The sequence below is a fragment of the Rhizobacter sp. SG703 genome (assembly GCF_012275445.1).
Lineage (GTDB): Bacteria > Pseudomonadota > Gammaproteobacteria > Burkholderiales > Burkholderiaceae_C > Rhizobacter.
In genome coordinates this window covers 53,153-68,619 of the sequence record NZ_JAAZQK010000014.1, presented here as the reverse complement: position 1 = coordinate 68,619, position 15,467 = coordinate 53,153, and the positions used below count along the sequence as shown (strand labels likewise).

The following is a 15,467-nucleotide window of genomic DNA, read 5'->3' as shown; positions in this document are numbered from 1 at the left end:
CGATCCTCCACGCCCTGCCCGGCGCAACACCACCCATGGACGACCTCCTCGAACTCGACGACGCCCGCCGCTCGCTGGTCGGCATGCTGAACCGCGCGACCGACGGCGTCGAAGGCATCGTGCAGACGCCGGTGGCCGGGCTCAGCGTCTATCGCATTGCGAACCCCGGCGGACCCAAGCACCACGTCTACGAGCCGGCGCTCGCGCTGATCGCGCAGGGCGCCAAGCAGGTGATGGTCGGCGACGACATCCACACCTACGACGCGCTGCACTACCTGGTGACCTCGGTCGACCTGCCGGTGGTCGGGCAGGTGCGGGTCGCGAGCGACACGCTGCCCTACCTCGGGCTGCGGCTGTCGCTGGACATCGCCGAGGTCGGCGAGCTGATCCGCGACGAGCGCCTGCCGCCGGCCGCGCACACCGGCCCGGCACGCGGCATCTACGTGAACCGCATCGCGCTGCCGGTGCTCGAGCCGGTGCTGCGGCTGCTGCGGCTGCTCGATGCGCCGGCCGACATCGCGATCGTCGCGCCGCTGGTCAAGCGCGAGATCCTGTACCGGCTGCTGATGAACGGCGAAGGTGCGCGCCTGAGGCAGCTCGCGCTGCAGGACAGCCAGACGCAGCGCATCGCGAAGGCCATCGCGCTGCTGCGCACGAACTACGCGCAGGCGCTGCGCATCGACGAGATCGCCAGCGGCGTGCACATGAGCGTGTCGTCGTTCCAACACCACTTCAAGGCGGTCACCGCGATGAGCCCGCTGCAGTTCCAGAAGCAGCTGCGGCTGCAGGAGGCGCGGCGGCTGCTGCTGACCGGCGGCACCGATGCGTCGACCGCGGCGCACAGCGTCGGCTACGAGAGCGCGTCGCAGTTCGCCCGCGAGTACGCGCGCCTGTTCGGCACGCCGCCGGCGCGCGACCGGCGGCGCTGGCGGGCCGAGAACGAGGTCCGCGAGGTCGGCGAGGCCGCCTGATCAGCCCGCGGCCGGCACCGGCGACACGTCCGGCCGCATCGCCGTCATCGTCGCCGGGCCGAAGATGGTCGCGAAGGCCACGTCCTTCGCATCGCGGCCCATCGCGATGCGCACCAGGTCGTCCACCGGCGACATCCGGGTCGGGTCGAACATCATCCAGCGCCCGCCGAGGTAGGCCTCGAACACCGCGTGGAAATCGGGCGGCGGCTCGTCGAACACCGCATACCCGACCACCAGCCGCGCCGGGATGTTGAGCGCGCGGCAGAAGGTCACGCCGAGGTGCGCGAAATCGCGGCACACGCCGGCCCGGTTGCGGAACACGTCGCAGGCGGTCGTCGTCGCGGTGCTCGAACCGAGCTGGTAGTCGACGTTGTCGTGCAGCCAGTCGCAGATCGCCTGCACCCGCATCGCACCGCGCGGCAGCTCGCCGAACAGCTTGATCGCCGCATGCGACAGCAGGTCGGATTCGCAGTAGCGCGTCGGCATCAGGTTGTGCAGCACCTCGTCGGGCAGCTCGGTGATCGCCATCTCGGCCGCGCCCAGGTCCAGCGGCACCGGCCGGCGTTCCACCCGCGCACGGTACTGCAGCCGCAAGCTGCCTTCGCCGGCCGACAGCCGTGCAAAACGGTGGCCGACCGCCGGGTCCTCGTAGACATGCACCCGCACCGCCGGCTCGACCTCCAGCGATTCGCTCAGCACGCGCTGGTCCATGCCGTCCAGCGCATGCAGCTGGAACAGGAAATCCGCCGGGCCCGCCAGTTGGTAGCTCAGCTCGCAATCGACGTCGAAGTGCCTGGACATGCGGCATTGCAACCCGGCGCCGGCACGGCGCCCATCGGCAGGAGGGCCGCGGCGCTGTAGGACAAGCGCGCCCGATCGCGCGGGTGGGCACAATGCGCCGCGATGAGCTCCTCCACCCCATCGACGCTGCGCACCGCAGCCGCGCTCGCCCTCGCGGCCGCGGTGTCGCTCGGGCTGGCGCGCTTCTCCTATGCGCTGCTGTTGCCGGCGATGCGCACCGACCTCGGCTGGAGCTACCTGACCGCCGGCGCGATGAACACCGTCAACGCGGCCGGCTACCTGCTCGGCGCGCTGGCCACGCCGCTGGCGCTGGCGCGCGTCGGCGTGCGCCGCGTGCTGCTGGCGGGCAGCGTGTCGGCCGCGCTGATGCTGGCGGCGCACGGCCTCGTCGGCTCGGATGCGGCGCTGTACGCGCTGCGGCTCGCGACCGGCATCGCCAGCGCCGCCGTCTTCATCTCCGGCGGGCTGATGGCGGCGCGCCTGGTCGGCAGCGACGGCGCCGCCCGCGCCGGGCTGATCCTCGGGCTGTACTACGGCGGCACCGGGATCGGCATCGTCGCGTCGGCGCTGCTGGTGCCGCCGCTGGTGGCGCTGGCCCAGCCGCACGCCTGGCAGTGGGCGTGGATCGCGCTGGGCGCCGCGGCCCTGCTGGCCACCGCCATCACCGCGCGCGGCACGCGCAGCCTGGACGCCGCGCCGGCCCCCGCGTCGGCACGCACCGGCTTCCGGCCGCGCGACTTCGTGTTCGGCCTCGCGTCGTACACGCTGTTCGGCCTCGGCTACATCGGCTACATGACGTTCTCGGTGACGCTGCTGCGCGAGCAGCAACTCGGCAGCGGACTGATCACCGTGTTCTATGCGCTGCTCGGCGTCGGCGTGATCGCGTCGTCATGGTTGTGGGCCGGGCTGTTGCAGCGCTGGCGCGGCGGGCAGCCGATGGCACTGCTGAACGCGCTGCTCGCGGTGGCGACGCTGCTGCCGGTCGTCAGCGCGCACCCGCTGGCCGGCTTCGCCTCGGGCGCGCTGTTCGGCGGCGTGTTCCTGTCGGTCGTCGCATCGACCACCGCGCTGGTGCGGCACAACCTGCCGGCTGCCGCGTGGCCGGCCGGCATCGCGGCCTTCACGACGGTGTTCGCGGCCGGGCAGATCGTCGGCCCGAGCCTGGTCGGCTGGCTGGCAGACGGGCCGGGCGGCCTGCGCGCCGGGCTGGCCGCATCGGCCGGCGTGCTGGCGCTGGCGGCGTCGCTCGCGGCCCGGCAGCGGCCGCTACCGGCCGGTTGAATCGGCCCCGAGGAAGCTGCGCATCCGCGCGATCTCGTCGGCCAGCGCCGTCTTGAACGCCGGATCGCGCGGTGCCCGGCCGTCCACGTAGCCGAACTGCTGCTTCAGCTGCCCGCCCACCATCGACAGGTTGCCCCAGCCGATCACCCGGTCGTGCCACAGCAGCGGCAGCGCGTAGTAGCCGAACCTGCGCTTCGGTGCCGGCGTGTAGGCCTCGAAACGGTATGCCCAGTCCCACAGCAGCTCGAAGCGGATGCGGTCCCAGACGACCGGGTCGAACGGCGCGAGCAGGCGCACCGCGTCGTCGGGCGCGTGGCGGCGCGAGGCCGGGTTTTCATCGGCCGGCCAGTACCAGGTGACGCCGTCGAGTTGCAGGCTCGCGAGCTGCTCGCGCGCCAGCTTCATCGCCGCCTGCGTCTGCGTCTTCAGGTGCGGCGCGCCGTAGTTCAGCAACCCGGTCAGGTGGGTCAGGCTGCGCGCCGGCAACGGCGCGTACTTGCGCACGATCAACGCCAGCAGCGCGGCGGCGCGGCGCGCCCGCTCGGCCGGGCTCTCGTCGGCCGGCGCGTGCTCGACCGCCTCGTAGACGCGGATGCCGGCATCGCGCCGCACGACGCGCAGCATGCCGCGGTAGTGCATGCCGTCCAGCAGGTGCGTGCTGGCATTCGACGAGCCGCCCCAGTAGTTGGTGACGCGGCCGTGCGCGAAATGCTCGTCGACCTCGCGCGGGTGCACACGGCCGCGCTCGCGCACGAACGCCAGCACATCGGCGGCGCGACGCCGGGTCGCGCGGTCCCATTCGGTCTTCGCAATGCGCGGATGCATCAGCGCCAGGTGCTCGCGCGGCAGGAAGCCGTAGTTGACGAGGCAGTCCTCCTCGACCGGCAGCGTCGCATAGCGCCGCTCCAGGTCGCCGGCGCGGTAGTCCTTGACGCGGTGGCGCAGCGTCAGGTCCTGCGCCCGCGCCGGCGAGCGGATCGGGTCGGCCTGCACGAAGCCCAGCCGGCGGATCGCGCGCAGCAGCGTGGTTGGTTTGAAAAGCGTGCGGGCGACGGCGTAGCGCCGCAGGTGGTCGAGGGTGATCGGCATGGGACCAATGATGCGGCATCGGTGTGCCTGTTCATGTCACCAGATCAAGCCACGCCCCGCGGATTCCGGCAGGAGCAAAGCGACCGGAGGCCCTACCTTTCCAGTTGCTCCACCGTGTCGAGCTGCATCTCGAAGCTGAAGAAGCGGTCGCGCCCCTGCGCCTTCGCGGCGTACAAGGCCTGGTCGGCGCGCACCACCATGCCTTCGGCGGTGGTCTCGGCGTCGGGGACGCAGGTGGTGATGCCGCCGGTCAGCGTGACCAGCGCGCCGACCGGCGAGGCCGGGTGCGGCAACGCCACGCCGGCCAGCATGCGGCGGATCGCGCGCGCGAAGGTCATCGCGCCGGACTTCGGGGTGTTGGGCAGGATCAGCGCAAATTCCTCGCCGCCGTAGCGCGTCGCGCGGTCGCGCGGCCGGTGGCAGGCGTCGCGCAGCAGCGCGCCGATGCGGCGCAGGCAGTCGTCGCCCTGCACATGGCCGAGCGTGTCGTTGTAGGGCTTGAATGCATCGAGGTCGCAGAACACCAGCGTCAGCGGCTGTTGCTCGCGCCGCGCCGCGCCGATCTCGGCATGCAGCAGGCGGTCGAAGCCGCGGCGGTTGATCAGGCCGGTCAATTCGTCGAGTTCGCTCAGGTGCTGCAGCCGCTGGTTCGCGGTGCGCAGCTCGGCCGACACCTGCATCAGCTGCGCCTGCATCTGCTGCAGGCGGCTCATCGCGCGCAGCTTGGCCGCGAGCACCACGGTCGACACCGGCTTCACCAGGTAGTCGTCGCCGCCGCTCTCGATGCCCTTCCACAGGTCCTGCTCCTGGTCGCGGGCGGACAGGAAGATGATCGGGGTCCAGCGGCCGGATTCCACCTGGCGCATCTGGCGCGCCAGCCAGTAGCCGTCATGGCCGGGCATCACCACGTCGAGCAGCACCAGGTCGGGCTTGTGGCGCTGGAACTGGTCCAGCGCCCAGGTCGCGTCGCCGGCCTCGAGCACGCGGTGGCCCAGCGCATCGAGCTGCGCGACGAGCGCCACGCGCACGGCGGGCTGGTCGTCGACGACGAGGATGGTGAGGGGCGACTGGTGTGCTGCGGGCAGGCTGGACATGACGGGGCCATCGGCATCCATCGGGATGCCTTCGCCCGGTTTATCGACGGACGGCCCCCGCTTTGTAGCGCCGGCCCGCCGCCCACCGGATGCCGTTGCGGCCGCGGTGACTTACTGCACGCAAGCGGCGCGCCGCCGCGCGGGTCCTACAACCCGGCTGCTGCGCGCAGCGCCGCCGCCTTGTCCGTCTTTTCCCAGCTGAACTCCGGCTCTTCACGGCCGAAGTGACCGTAAGCCGCCGTCTTCTCGTAGATCGGGCGCAGCAGGTCGAGCATCTGGATGATGCCCTTCGGGCGCAGGTCGAAGTGCTCGTTGACCAGCGCGGCGATCTTGTCGTCGGAGATCACGCCGGTGCCTTCGGTGTAGACCGTCACGTTCATCGGACGGGCCACGCCGATCGCGTACGCCACCTGGATCTGGCACTGCCGCGCCAGGCCGGCCGCGACCACGTTCTTCGCGACGTAGCGCGCCGCATAGGCGGCCGAGCGGTCGACCTTGCTCGGGTCCTTGCCCGAGAACGCGCCGCCGCCGTGCGGGCAGGCACCGCCGTAGGTGTCGACGATGATCTTGCGGCCGGTCAGGCCGCAGTCGCCCTGCGGGCCGCCGATGACGAAGCGGCCGGTCGGGTTGATCAGGTACTTGGTGTCCTTCAGCCATTCCTTCGGCAGCACCGGCTTGATGATCTCCTCGATGATGGCTTCGTTGAACGAGGCCTTCATCTTCTTCGGCGTCTCGCTCTGGTCGGGGCTGTGCTGCGTCGACAGCACGACGGTGTCGATGCTGTGCGGCTTGCCGTCGACGTAGCGCATCGTCACCTGGCTCTTCGCGTCGGGGCGCAGGAACGGCAGGCGGCCGTCCTTGCGCAGCTGGGCCTGGCGCTCGACCAGGCGGTGCGCGTAATAGATGGGCGCGGGCATCAGCTCCGGCGTCTCGTCGCACGCGTAGCCGAACATCAGGCCCTGGTCGCCGGCACCGGTGTTCAGGTGGTCGTCGCTCGCCTGGTCGACGCCCTGGGCGATGTCGTTGGACTGCTTGTCGTAGCAGACCATCACTGCGCAGCCCTTGTAGTCGATGCCGTACTCGGTGTTGTCGTAGCCGATGCGCTTGATGGTGTCGCGCGCGACCTGGATGTAGTCGACGTGCGCGTTGGTGGTGATCTCGCCGGCCAGCACGACCAACCCGGTGTTCGTCAGCGTCTCGGCGGCCACGCGCGAACGGGGGTCCTGCTTGAAGATCGCATCGAGGATGGCGTCGGAGATCTGGTCAGCCACCTTGTCGGGGTGACCTTCGGAGACGGATTCGGATGTGAAAAGGAAGTCGTTCGACACTCTTAAACTCCAGCAAGGTTGCGGAACGCGTTGCCGGACTTGAATTTCATCGAGCGGCGAACGCTTTAGCGGAAATTTTTGAATCGCCCCGCAAGTAGTTCATAACTCGGCGATAGCGGGATTATAGGAACAGATGTCAACCCTACTGCGCTGGTTTGCCGGGCTTTCGCTGGGCTTTTTGCATCACCTGGGCAGCGTGCTCGGCTGGCTGGGCTACGGGCTCTCAAGCGGCTATCGGCGCCGCATGGTCGAAAACGCCGCGCAGGCGGGGCTCGCCCCGCCCGCGTGGCGGCCGGCGATCGCATCGGCCGGCCGCATGGTGATGGAACTGCCCAAGCTGTGGCTGCGACCGGTCGACCGGTCGGTGCTCGGCCTGATGCGCTTCGAGGGCGAGCCGCTGCTGGCACAGGCGCTCGAATCCGGCCGCGGCGTGCTGCTGCTGACGCCGCACATGGGGTGCTTCGAGATCACCGCCCAGGCCATCGCCGAGCGCTGGGGCGCGCGGCAGCCGATCACCGTGCTGTACCGCCCGGCGCGCCAGGCCTGGCTGCGCCACCTCGAAGAGACCGCGCGCGATCGCCCGCACCTGCAGGCGGTGCCGGCCACCTTGTCGGGTGTGCGCCAGATGATCCGGGCGCTGCGCCGCGGCGAGATCGTCGGCCTGCTGCCCGACCAGGTGCCGCCCGACGGCATGGGCGTGTGGGCACCCTTCTTCGGCAGGCCGGCCTACACGATGACGCTGGCCGCGCGGCTCGCGCAGCAGACCGGCGCCGTGCTGCTGCTGACCTGGGGCGAGCGCCTGCCGGCCGGTGCCGGCTACCTGCAGCGCTTCTTCGAATTCCCCGGCACGCTGCCCGACGACCCGACCGAGGCCGCCACCGCCGTCAACCGGGCGATGGAACAGCTGATACTGCAGTGCCCCGGCCAGTACCTGTGGGGCTACAACCGATACAAGGTGCCGCGCGAACATCCGGCGGATGCCGCTCAGAAGAACTGACGATGGGAACCCGACTCCTGCTGGGAACGATGTGGCTGCTGCACTGGCTGCCGCTGCCGGTGCTCGCCGCGCTGGGGCGCGGCCTCGGGCGGCTGCTGTTCGCGCTCGCGCGCTCGCGGCGGCGCGTCGCGCTGCGCAACCTCGAGCTGTGCTACCCCGACTGGAGCCCGGCGCAGCGGCTTGCGCTGGCCCGCGAGCACTTCCGCTGGCTCGGGCGCAGCATCCTCGAGCGCAGCCTGCTCTGGTACGCACCGATGGAGCAGCTGAAGCGGATCATCCACGTCGAGGGCGACGTCAAGCTCGCCGAGCACAGCCCGCGGCCGGTGATGTGGCTGGTGCCGCACTTCATGGGGCTGGACGTGGCGGGCGTGGCCACGCTGCTGTTCCAGCAGCACCCGGCCTGTTCGATGTACCAGCAGCAGAGCAACCCGGTGATGGATGCGGCGATCCGCAAGGGCCGCATGCGCTTCGGCGACCATGCCGAGATCTTTCCGCGCAGCGACAAGGCGCTGCCGCTGATTCGCGCGATCCGCAAGGGACACGCCTTCTTCAACCTGCCCGACATGGATTTCGGCGCCCGCGATGCCGCGTTCGTGCCGTTCTTCGGCGTGCCGGCCGCGACGCTGCTGGCGCCGTCGCGCATGGCGCGCGCGCTCGGCATGGTGGTGCAGCCGGTGATCGCCGAGATGCTGCCCGGCGGCCAGGGCTACCGGGTGCGCTTCGGCGAACCGTTCACGCACTTCCCGAGCGAGGACCCCGTCTCCGACACCGCGGCGATGAACCGCTGGATCGAGGACGAGATCCGCAAGAACCCGGCGCAGTACCTGTGGGTCCACAAGCGCTTCAAGACCCGGCCGGCGGGCGAACCGTCGCTGTACTGAGCGACAGCCGCGCCGGGGCCCGCCCGCCGGCACGCCGTCAGTCGCTGCGCGGCATCGTCAGCCGCAACCCGAGCGCGGAACCGAGCCGGATCGCGGCCTCGGCGTCGGCCGTGTTCGTCATCAGCATGCAATGCTCCTGGCGGCCGGTGTCCATCTGCAGCAGCGAGTAGCCGAAGCCGAGCAGCCAGGCGTGCAGCGCGAACAGCGCGGCACGCGTGCTGCGCCCGCGGCCCTCGTTCCAGTCCCAGCCGTAGATCGCCGCAATGGCGGCCGACCGCGCCAGTTCCCGTCCTTGCCGCTCGACGTCGTCGACCGCATCGACGCCCAGCAGCAGCAGCGCCCATTGCCCGTCCTGCTGGCCGCCTTCGTTCAGCATCGCGTGGACCATCGCCTTCGGCAGGGTGTCGCCGAAGCGCAGGTTGTTCAGCACGCGCTGCTGCAGCCGATGGCGCTCCTCGGTGCGCAGGTGGCCGAGCACGAGGCGCAGCCAGTCGACGACCGTCACGCCGTCCGGCTGCACGGCCGGCTCGGCCGGGCTTGGCGGGTGCACGGTCTCGGCAGGGGCCTGCACGCGCTGCGGTTGCGGGTCGTCGAAGCGGCAGCGAAGTCGTTTCAGGAAGGTCAGCATGGCACGCGCTCCCGGCGAAGGATCAAGCAGGGCGCGCCGCCGAGGCGCCAGCGCTTGTCGGCCCGCGACGGATGCGCCCAGGCACGGCCGCAGGTGCAGGTGCAGGCGCGCGGCGGTCGTCGCCGCGCGGGTTTCAGCCGCACGGCGGGCGCGCGCGTCAGCGGCCGGCGACAGGTGCCGGCATCGTCGGCTGCGGCACTGACTGCGAAGAGGGGGTTCATGTCCATCGTTTCTCCCAGGGGAAAGGCCGGCGCGACGATTCGCGCGCGGCATGGTCCGGCATGCTGTGCAGGCTTTGTGCAGGCCTTTTGCAGGCGGCCAGATGTTTTCCAGAAACCGGGATCTGCGATGCAGATGGCCGCGAGGGAACCCCGCCCCTGCCCGGACTGCTGTCACGGCGCGGCAGCGATAATCCCCGCCCATGAGAGTGCAGTTCACGAAGATGCAGGGGGCCGGCAACGACTTCGTCGTGCTCGATGCCACCACCGCGCCGCTGGCGCTGGATGCCGCGCAGCTGCGCGCGCTGGGCGACCGGCGCTTCGGCGTCGGCGCCGACCAGATCCTGGTGGTCGAGGCCAGCGACACGCCCGGCATCGACTTCCGCTACCGCATCTTCAACGGCGCCACCGGTGACGAAGTCGAACAGTGCGGCAACGGTGCGCGATGTTTCGTGCGCTTCGTGCACGACAAGAAACTGAGCGACAAGACGACGATCCGCGTCGAGACGATCCGGCAGGTGCTCGAGCTGCGGCTGCAGCACGACGGCCGCGTCACTGTCGACATGGGCGCCCCGGTGTTCGACCTGCCCGCGCTGCCCTTCGACGCCAGCGGCCTGGCGCCGCGCGAGCTCAACGGCTTCGCGGTGTGGCCGCTGCCGGTCGGCACCGAGACGGTCGAGGTGGCGGCGCTGTCGATGGGCAACCCGCATGCGGTGCAGGTGGTGGCCGATGTCGACGCCGCGCCGGTCGCGACGCAGGGCCCGCTGATCGAGCAGCACGCGCGCTTCCCGCGCAAGGTGAATGCCGGCTTCATGCAGGTGCTGTCGCGCACGCACATCCGGCTGCGGGTGCACGAGCGCGATGCCGGCGAGACGCTCGCCTGCGGCACCGGCGCCTGCGCCGCGGTGGTCGCGGGCATCCGCATGGGCCTGCTCGACGAGCGCGTCGACGTCGATGCGCGCGGCGGCCGGCTCACCATCGAATGGCGAGGCGCGGCAGGCAGGCTCCACGAGCCCGTGCTGATGACCGGCCCCGCCACGACCGTCTTCGACGGCGTGATCCATCTGTAAAGAAGTAGAAGGGCCCCCCGTGAGCATCCAAGGCATCACCGAGCAGGACATCGCCAACTACCTGGCCAACACGCCCGGTTTCTTCGAGCGCCATGCCGAACTGCTGGCGGCGATCCAGCTGACCAGCCCGCACGGGCAGCGCGCGGTGTCGCTGCAGGAGCGGCAGATGGAAATGCTGCGCGAGAAGCACAAGGGCCTCGAGCTGCGCATCATCGAGATGATCCGCCACGGCACCGAGAACGTCTCGATCGCCGACAAGCTGCACCGCTGGACGCGCGCGATCATGCTGACGCACAACCCGGGCGACCTGCCCGACGTGCTGGTGGCCGAGCTGAAGCACCAGTTCATGATCCCGCAGGCGGCGATCCGCATCTGGGGCGCGGCCGAGGTGTTCAACGTGCTGCCGTTCGCGAAGTCGGTCAGCGAAGACGCGCGCAGCTTCGCGGCCAGCCTCACGCAGCCGTACTGCGGCGTCAATTCCGGCTTCGAGGCCGCCCAGTGGCTGGCCGACGTGGCGACCGTGATGTCGCTCGCGCTGATCCCGCTGCGCGTGCGCCAGGACGACCCGGCGTTCGGCATGCTGGTGCTGGCCTCGCCGGACCCGACGCGCTACAGCGCCGACATGGGCACCGAGTTCCTGTCGCGCATCGGCGACATCGCCAGCGCCGGGCTGTCGCGGCTGCTGCCGGTCGCCTGAAGGCCGCTGCGATGGCCGCACCGTCCGCCGCCCTCGACGCGGACCTGCAGCGTCACCTCGTCCACCTCGAGTCCGAGCGCCGGCTCGCGCCGCGCAGCCTGGTGTTGTACCGCGATGCGTTCGCGCGCTTGCAGGCCTTTGCGCAGGCGCAACCGGTGGCGCTGCGCGCGACGCAGGTGCACCACGTGCGGCGCTGGGCGGCGCAGCTGCATTCGCAGGGTCTCGGCTCGCGCAGCATTGCGCTGGTGCTGTCGGCCTGGCGCGGCTTCTTCCGCTGGCTCGGCCGCGAAGGCGTGGTGGCGCTGAACCCGGTCGACGGCGTGCGTGCGCCGAAGGCCGCGAAACCATTGCCGAAGGCGCTGCCGGTCGACCAGGCGGTGGCGCTGGCCGAGCCGCGCGGGGACGACGACACCGACCCGGCACTCGCTGCCCGCGACCAGTGCATCGTCGAGCTGCTGTACGGCTGCGGGCTGCGCGTCGGCGAGCTGGTGGGGCTGGATGTGCGGGCCAGCGGCGAAGCGGCCGGCTGGATCGATGCCGCCGAGGCCGAGGCGCAGGTGCTCGGCAAGGGCCGCAAGCGCCGCAGCGTGCCGGTCGGCGGACCGGCGCTGCAGGCGCTCGGGCAATGGCTGGCGCTGCGCGGCACGCTGGCCGATCCGGGCGAGCCGGCGCTGTTCGTCAGCCGGCGCGGCACGCGGCTCACCGACAGCCAGGTGCGTTCGCGCCTGAAGCGGCGCGCGCTGCAGGCCGGGCTGCCGACGCATGTGCACCCGCACATGCTGCGGCATTCGTTCGCGTCGCACCTGCTGCAGTCCAGTGGCGACCTGCGCGCGGTGCAGGAACTGCTCGGCCACGCCAACATCTCGACGACGCAGGTCTACACCAAGCTCGACTTCCAGCACCTGGCAAAGGTGTACGACGCGGCGCACCCGCGCGCCAAGCGCAAGCCCTGATCAACGGAGCACCGCGCCGATCACCTCGTCGAGCCGGCGCAGCCCTTCGCGCGCATCGCCCAGGTAGCGCTGGATGCCCAGCCGCAGCGCCTTCGCCGCGGCCTCGTCGAACAGCCCGATCGCGTCCTTCACGTCGTCGCCTTTTTCCTGCAGCTGCAACGCGGTGTTGCCGCTCGCGAGCGTCAGCGCGCCGAGCGCGGCCAGGCCGGTGTCGCGCGACGACACCTCGCCGTAGCGGCCGTGGAAGCCGTCGAGCAGCTGGCGCGTGCGCGCATCCAGCATCTCGTCGAGCGCATCGTCGACCATCGCCGCCACCTCGCCGCGCGTGAAACGCCGCTGCAGCGCGTCTTCGACCTTCTCGCCCAGCGCATGCAGCGCCGGGCCGTCGAACTTCTCGACCGGCTCCAGGCGGATCTCCTCGAACAGCGGGTAGCGCACCAGCTCGCGGATCAGCACCGGGTAGCGCCAGCAGTGCCGCACGTGCTTCGGCATCAGCCAGGTCGCGAGGTTGCGGTAGTACTGGTGCACGTCGCTGAGGTTGCGGCCGGCCAGCCCGACCAGGTTGACGTTGACGAAGTGGTGCCAGGTCGAATCGGTGACGACGCGCCCGACCTCGGCCTGCTGCCCGTCGTAGGCGCAGACCGGGATGAACGAGCGCGGCGCGACCGCGGCCTTGCCGGGGAACGCATTGCCCTCGGACACCGTCAGCGCGATCGCCTCCGGCACGACGCGCTGCGTGCTGCCGGTGGCGAGCGGCCATTCGTCGGTGACGCCGTCGGGCAGCTTGCCGGTGAGCAGCGCCGGCACGCGGCACTCGCCTTCGTGCGGGTGGTCGGGGAACACCTCGATCGCGCGCGCCGGGGCCGCGCCCGGCACCTGCAGCACCGGGTGCGCGACGCCGACGCCGAAGCTGGTGCGGAAGTTGACGTACAGCCGCTGCGGCAGCGCATCGGACTGGTCGGCGAACTCGAACACGTCGTTGGCGCCCGGCCCGGTGGTGGTCAGCCGGTCGATGCCGCCGCCGCTCGGCGTGTCGGCCGCCGCCCAGCGGCGCATGCCCTGCACGCGCGGGATCGTCATGCACATCGCGGCGCCCAGGTCCTCGTGGTCGCCGGTGGCGAACAGCCCGCCGCCCTGCTGCATGAAGTTCACGATCGCCGCCTGCGCCCCCGGTTCCTGTGCGAGCCCGGGGCCGCCCTCGGTGGTGATCGCGAGCAGGAACACCACGTCGTAGCGCGACTTCAGCAGCCCGTGCGATGCGTCGGTGAACTGGAAGTTGCTGATGTGCTGGGTCGTGGCGTCGAGCGAGGCCGCGCTGCCGGAGCCCGGCGTGTACAGCGCGGTGCGCACGATCGGCGTCATCGCGTGGACCGTGCTGGTGCGCAGCGCGTCGACGAAGCGGGTCAGCCCGAAATCGTCGACGGCGCTGAAGTTCAGCCCGTCGGTGACGACCAGGATCTTCGGCGTGCATTCGCGAAACCATTTGAGGATGAACGAGTCGAGCACGGCCAGGTTCTTGAGCGTGGGCATGGCGGAGCCTCCTTGGCAGCCAGGTGGTGGAACGGTGCGCGATCGGCGCGCTGATCCAAGTTAGGCGGCGCCCGCGGCCATCGACATCCCTAGCCTGTCGATGCCACCCCCATCCCGGGGGTGGTCCATCAACTCGTCGACAATCGCCGCATGAAGACGATCACAGTGCGTGAAGGCAAGGAGCGCTCGCTGCAGCGCCGCCACCCCTGGGTGTTCGAGGGCAGCGTCGCCGGCGGCAAGGCGGACCTCGGCGAGACGGTGCGCGTGCAATCGCACGACGGCAAGTTCCTGGCCTGGGCCGCCTGCAGCCCGCATTCGCAGATCCGGCTGCGCGCCTGGAGCTTCGTCGAAACCGAGCGCATCGACAGCGCGTTCTTCCTGCGGCGCATCGAGCAGGCGATCGCGATCCGCGCACGGCTGCCGATCGCGAGCGACGGCGTGCGGCTGGTCCACGGCGAGGCCGACGGGCTGCCGGGGCTGATCGTCGACCGCTACGGCGACACGCTGAGCGCGCAGTTCCTGTCGGCCGGTGCCGAGCGCTGGAAGGCGACGATCGCCGACCACCTGCTGAAGGCCACCGGCCTCGCGCGGCTGTACGAGCGCAGCGATGCCAACTCGCGCGAGCTCGAAGGCCTGCCACCGGCGACCGGCTGGCTGCGCGGCGACGGCAGCACCGAGATCACGATCCGCGAGCACGGCTGGCAGCTGTCGCTCGACGTGGCCGAGGGCCACAAGACCGGCTACTACCTCGACCAGCGCGACAGCCGCAAGCTGTTCGCCGACACCGTGCGGCACTTCGGGCTGCAGCGCGTGCTGAACTGCTACAGCTACACCGGCGGCTTCAGCGTCGCCGCGTTCGCCGGCGGCGCAGCGCAGGTGACGAGCGTCGATTCGTCCGGCCCGGCGCTGGAGCGGGCGCGTGCGCACGTGCTGCGCAACGGCTTCGACGATGCGGCGCACGAGACGCTGGACGCCGACGTCAACCAGACGCTGCGCGCGATGCTGCAGCAAGGCCGGCGCTTCGACGCGATCGTGCTCGACCCGCCGAAGTTCGCGCCGACCGTGTCGCACGCCGAGCGCGCCGCGCGCGCCTACAAGGACATCAACCGGCTCGCGCTGATGCTGCTGGAGCCGGGCGGCGTGCTGTTCACCTTCTCGTGCTCGGGCGGCATCAGCCCCGACCTGTTCCACAAGATCGTCGCCGGCGCGGGGCTCGATGCGCAGGTCGACGGGCTGGTCTATGCGCGCACCGGCGCCGCGCCGGACCATCCGATGACGATCAACTTCCCCGAGGGGGACTACCTGAAGGGCCTCGCGATCATCAAGCGCTGAATGTCCGCCCGGCGCTCGTCCCGCTACGCGCCAAACCGCGCCTGCCAGCGCTCCAGCGGCACGCGTGCGGCATTGCAGACGTACGAGATCGCCCGGTACCAGCCGGCGAGCAGCAGCAGCTCCAGCAGCTGCGGCTCGCTCCAGACGGCGGCCAGCTGCGCCCACAGGTCGTCGTCGACGTCGGCCGTCTCGTGCAGCGAATCGACCAGGCGCACCAGCAGCGCATCGCGTTCGGTCAGCGCGTCGTCATCGGCGCGTCCGCGCTCGATCGCCACGACCTGCGCCGGCGTGAAGCCGGCCGCCTTCGCGAACGCCGCGACATGCACGCCCCATTCGTACTCGGCGCCGCAGCGCGCACAGACGCGGTCGATCACCACCTCGCGGTCGCGCAGCGACAGCGTTGCGTGGCGACCGAGCATGAAGCCGCCCCACGGCAGCAGCCGCTCGGCCAGCAGCGGGTGGCGGGCGAACACGCGGAACAGCTGCAGCACGTCGACGGCTTCGGGCGGCGTCATCTTGCGCAGCAAGGCGTCGAGCTCCGGTTCGTACGGCGGCGCGACGGGCGGAATGCGGGGGAGGGTCGGTGCCATGGCGATC

General features: G+C 71.0%; 16 protein-coding genes. 8 read left to right on the top strand and 8 right to left on the bottom strand.

Annotated elements, in window-relative coordinates; translation table 11 throughout:
* Positions 1–35: 35 nt before the first annotated feature.
* On the top strand, positions 36–971 hold the full coding sequence (locus tag FHT26_RS25590; protein ID WP_168562930.1) for an AraC family transcriptional regulator: 936 nt from the start codon (positions 36–38) through the stop codon (positions 969–971).
* Here FHT26_RS25590 and FHT26_RS25585 read toward each other — a convergent pair whose 3' ends face one another.
* Positions 972–1,772 carry a transglutaminase-like domain-containing protein gene (locus tag FHT26_RS25585; protein ID WP_168562929.1) on the bottom strand — a complete coding sequence of 267 codons (801 nt, stop codon included), beginning with the start codon at positions 1,770–1,772 and terminating at the stop codon, positions 972–974. It lies immediately after the preceding gene.
* A 102-nt stretch (positions 1,773–1,874) separates the two neighbouring features.
* On the opposite strand from FHT26_RS25585, the gene FHT26_RS25580 reads away from it, so the two are divergent.
* Positions 1,875–3,053 carry a YbfB/YjiJ family MFS transporter gene (locus tag FHT26_RS25580; RefSeq protein ID WP_168562928.1) on the top strand — a complete coding sequence of 393 codons (1,179 nt, stop codon included), beginning with the start codon at positions 1,875–1,877 and terminating at the stop codon, positions 3,051–3,053.
* Here the strand turns inward: FHT26_RS25580 and FHT26_RS25575 are convergent.
* The 3 genes from FHT26_RS25575 to metK all read right to left on the bottom strand — a co-directional run bounded on the left by FHT26_RS25575 (position 3,039) and on the right by metK (position 6,564).
* A complete protein-coding gene (locus FHT26_RS25575) occupies positions 3,039–4,142 on the bottom strand; it encodes a DNA glycosylase AlkZ-like family protein (protein WP_168562927.1) in 1,104 nt (367 codons plus the stop codon). The genes FHT26_RS25580 and FHT26_RS25575 overlap by 15 nt on opposite strands.
* 92 nt (positions 4,143–4,234) lie before the next feature.
* Positions 4,235–5,236 (bottom strand): GGDEF domain-containing response regulator, encoded by a 1,002-nt coding sequence (locus tag FHT26_RS25570; protein WP_168562926.1) that lies wholly within the window; start codon positions 5,234–5,236, stop codon positions 4,235–4,237.
* Between the two features lie 146 nt (positions 5,237–5,382).
* Positions 5,383–6,564, bottom strand: a complete 1,182-nt coding sequence (gene metK, locus FHT26_RS25565; protein ID WP_168562925.1) for a methionine adenosyltransferase — start codon at positions 6,562–6,564, stop codon at positions 5,383–5,385.
* Positions 6,565–6,697: 133 nt separating this feature from the next.
* On the opposite strand from metK, the gene FHT26_RS25560 reads away from it, so the two are divergent.
* Together FHT26_RS25560 and FHT26_RS25555 are read left to right on the top strand one after the other, a co-directional pair.
* Positions 6,698–7,561: a lysophospholipid acyltransferase family protein gene (locus tag FHT26_RS25560; RefSeq protein ID WP_168562924.1), complete on the top strand. Its 864-nt coding sequence runs from the start codon at positions 6,698–6,700 to the stop codon at positions 7,559–7,561.
* A 2-nt stretch (positions 7,562–7,563) separates the two neighbouring features.
* Complete coding sequence (locus tag FHT26_RS25555) at positions 7,564–8,442, top strand: lysophospholipid acyltransferase family protein (protein ID WP_168562923.1); 879 nt, start codon at positions 7,564–7,566, stop codon at positions 8,440–8,442.
* 37 nt (positions 8,443–8,479) lie between these two features.
* On the opposite strand, the gene FHT26_RS25550 is transcribed toward FHT26_RS25555, so the two are convergent.
* Both FHT26_RS25550 and FHT26_RS25545 read right to left on the bottom strand, forming a co-directional pair.
* Positions 8,480–9,070, bottom strand: coding sequence for a DUF6630 family protein (locus FHT26_RS25550; protein ID WP_168562922.1), 591 nt, complete (start codon positions 9,068–9,070; stop codon positions 8,480–8,482).
* Positions 9,064–9,297 carry a hypothetical protein gene (locus tag FHT26_RS25545; protein ID WP_168562921.1) on the bottom strand — a complete coding sequence of 78 codons (234 nt, stop codon included), beginning with the start codon at positions 9,295–9,297 and terminating at the stop codon, positions 9,064–9,066. Before FHT26_RS25545 ends, FHT26_RS25550 begins: the two co-directional genes overlap by 7 nt.
* A gap of 194 nt (positions 9,298–9,491) precedes the next feature.
* On the opposite strand from FHT26_RS25545, the gene dapF reads away from it, so the two are divergent.
* From dapF to FHT26_RS25530, 3 genes are read left to right on the top strand one after another with little or no spacing between them, the layout of a single operon-like run.
* On the top strand, positions 9,492–10,358 hold the full coding sequence (gene dapF / locus FHT26_RS25540; protein ID WP_168562920.1) for a diaminopimelate epimerase: 867 nt from the start codon (positions 9,492–9,494) through the stop codon (positions 10,356–10,358).
* A gap of 19 nt (positions 10,359–10,377) precedes the next feature.
* Complete coding sequence (locus FHT26_RS25535; protein WP_168562919.1) at positions 10,378–11,055, top strand: DUF484 family protein; 678 nt, start codon at positions 10,378–10,380, stop codon at positions 11,053–11,055.
* Between the two features lie 11 nt (positions 11,056–11,066).
* Entirely contained in the window at positions 11,067–12,008 is a 942-nt protein-coding gene (locus FHT26_RS25530; protein ID WP_168562918.1) for a tyrosine recombinase XerC, read from the top strand.
* Here the strand turns inward: FHT26_RS25530 and FHT26_RS25525 are convergent, their stop codons facing one another.
* On the bottom strand, positions 12,009–13,538 hold the full coding sequence (locus FHT26_RS25525; protein WP_168562917.1) for a hypothetical protein: 1,530 nt from the start codon (positions 13,536–13,538) through the stop codon (positions 12,009–12,011).
* A 150-nt stretch (positions 13,539–13,688) separates the two neighbouring features.
* On the opposite strand from FHT26_RS25525, the gene FHT26_RS25520 reads away from it, so the two are divergent.
* Positions 13,689–14,870: a class I SAM-dependent rRNA methyltransferase gene (locus tag FHT26_RS25520; protein WP_168562916.1), complete on the top strand. Its 1,182-nt coding sequence runs from the start codon at positions 13,689–13,691 to the stop codon at positions 14,868–14,870.
* 23 nt (positions 14,871–14,893) lie between these two features.
* On the opposite strand, the gene FHT26_RS25515 is transcribed toward FHT26_RS25520, so the two are convergent.
* A complete protein-coding gene (locus tag FHT26_RS25515) occupies positions 14,894–15,460 on the bottom strand; it encodes a carboxymuconolactone decarboxylase family protein (protein ID WP_168562915.1) in 567 nt (188 codons plus the stop codon).
* Between the last annotated feature and the right edge of the window lie 7 nt (positions 15,461–15,467).

Coding starts and splice junctions, on each gene's coding strand:
- FHT26_RS25585 (WP_168562929.1), bottom strand. CDS start 1,772: ATGTCCAGGCACTTCGACGTCGATTGCGAGCTGAGCTACCAACTGGCG.
- FHT26_RS25575 (WP_168562927.1), bottom strand. CDS start 4,142: ATGCCGATCACCCTCGACCACCTGCGGCGCTACGCCGTCGCCCGCACG.
- FHT26_RS25525 (WP_168562917.1), bottom strand. CDS start 13,538: ATGCCCACGCTCAAGAACCTGGCCGTGCTCGACTCGTTCATCCTCAAA.
- FHT26_RS25570 (WP_168562926.1), bottom strand. CDS start 5,236: ATGTCCAGCCTGCCCGCAGCACACCAGTCGCCCCTCACCATCCTCGTC.
- FHT26_RS25560 (WP_168562924.1), top strand. CDS start 6,698: ATGTCAACCCTACTGCGCTGGTTTGCCGGGCTTTCGCTGGGCTTTTTG.
- FHT26_RS25580 (WP_168562928.1), top strand. CDS start 1,875: ATGAGCTCCTCCACCCCATCGACGCTGCGCACCGCAGCCGCGCTCGCC.
- FHT26_RS25520 (WP_168562916.1), top strand. CDS start 13,689: ATGAAGACGATCACAGTGCGTGAAGGCAAGGAGCGCTCGCTGCAGCGC.
- FHT26_RS25550 (WP_168562922.1), bottom strand. CDS start 9,070: ATGCTGACCTTCCTGAAACGACTTCGCTGCCGCTTCGACGACCCGCAA.
- FHT26_RS25530 (WP_168562918.1), top strand. CDS start 11,067: ATGGCCGCACCGTCCGCCGCCCTCGACGCGGACCTGCAGCGTCACCTC.
- FHT26_RS25555 (WP_168562923.1), top strand. CDS start 7,564: ATGGGAACCCGACTCCTGCTGGGAACGATGTGGCTGCTGCACTGGCTG.
- dapF (WP_168562920.1), top strand. CDS start 9,492: ATGAGAGTGCAGTTCACGAAGATGCAGGGGGCCGGCAACGACTTCGTC.
- FHT26_RS25590 (WP_168562930.1), top strand. CDS start 36: ATGGACGACCTCCTCGAACTCGACGACGCCCGCCGCTCGCTGGTCGGC.
- FHT26_RS25515 (WP_168562915.1), bottom strand. CDS start 15,460: ATGGCACCGACCCTCCCCCGCATTCCGCCCGTCGCGCCGCCGTACGAA.
- FHT26_RS25545 (WP_168562921.1), bottom strand. CDS start 9,297: ATGGACATGAACCCCCTCTTCGCAGTCAGTGCCGCAGCCGACGATGCC.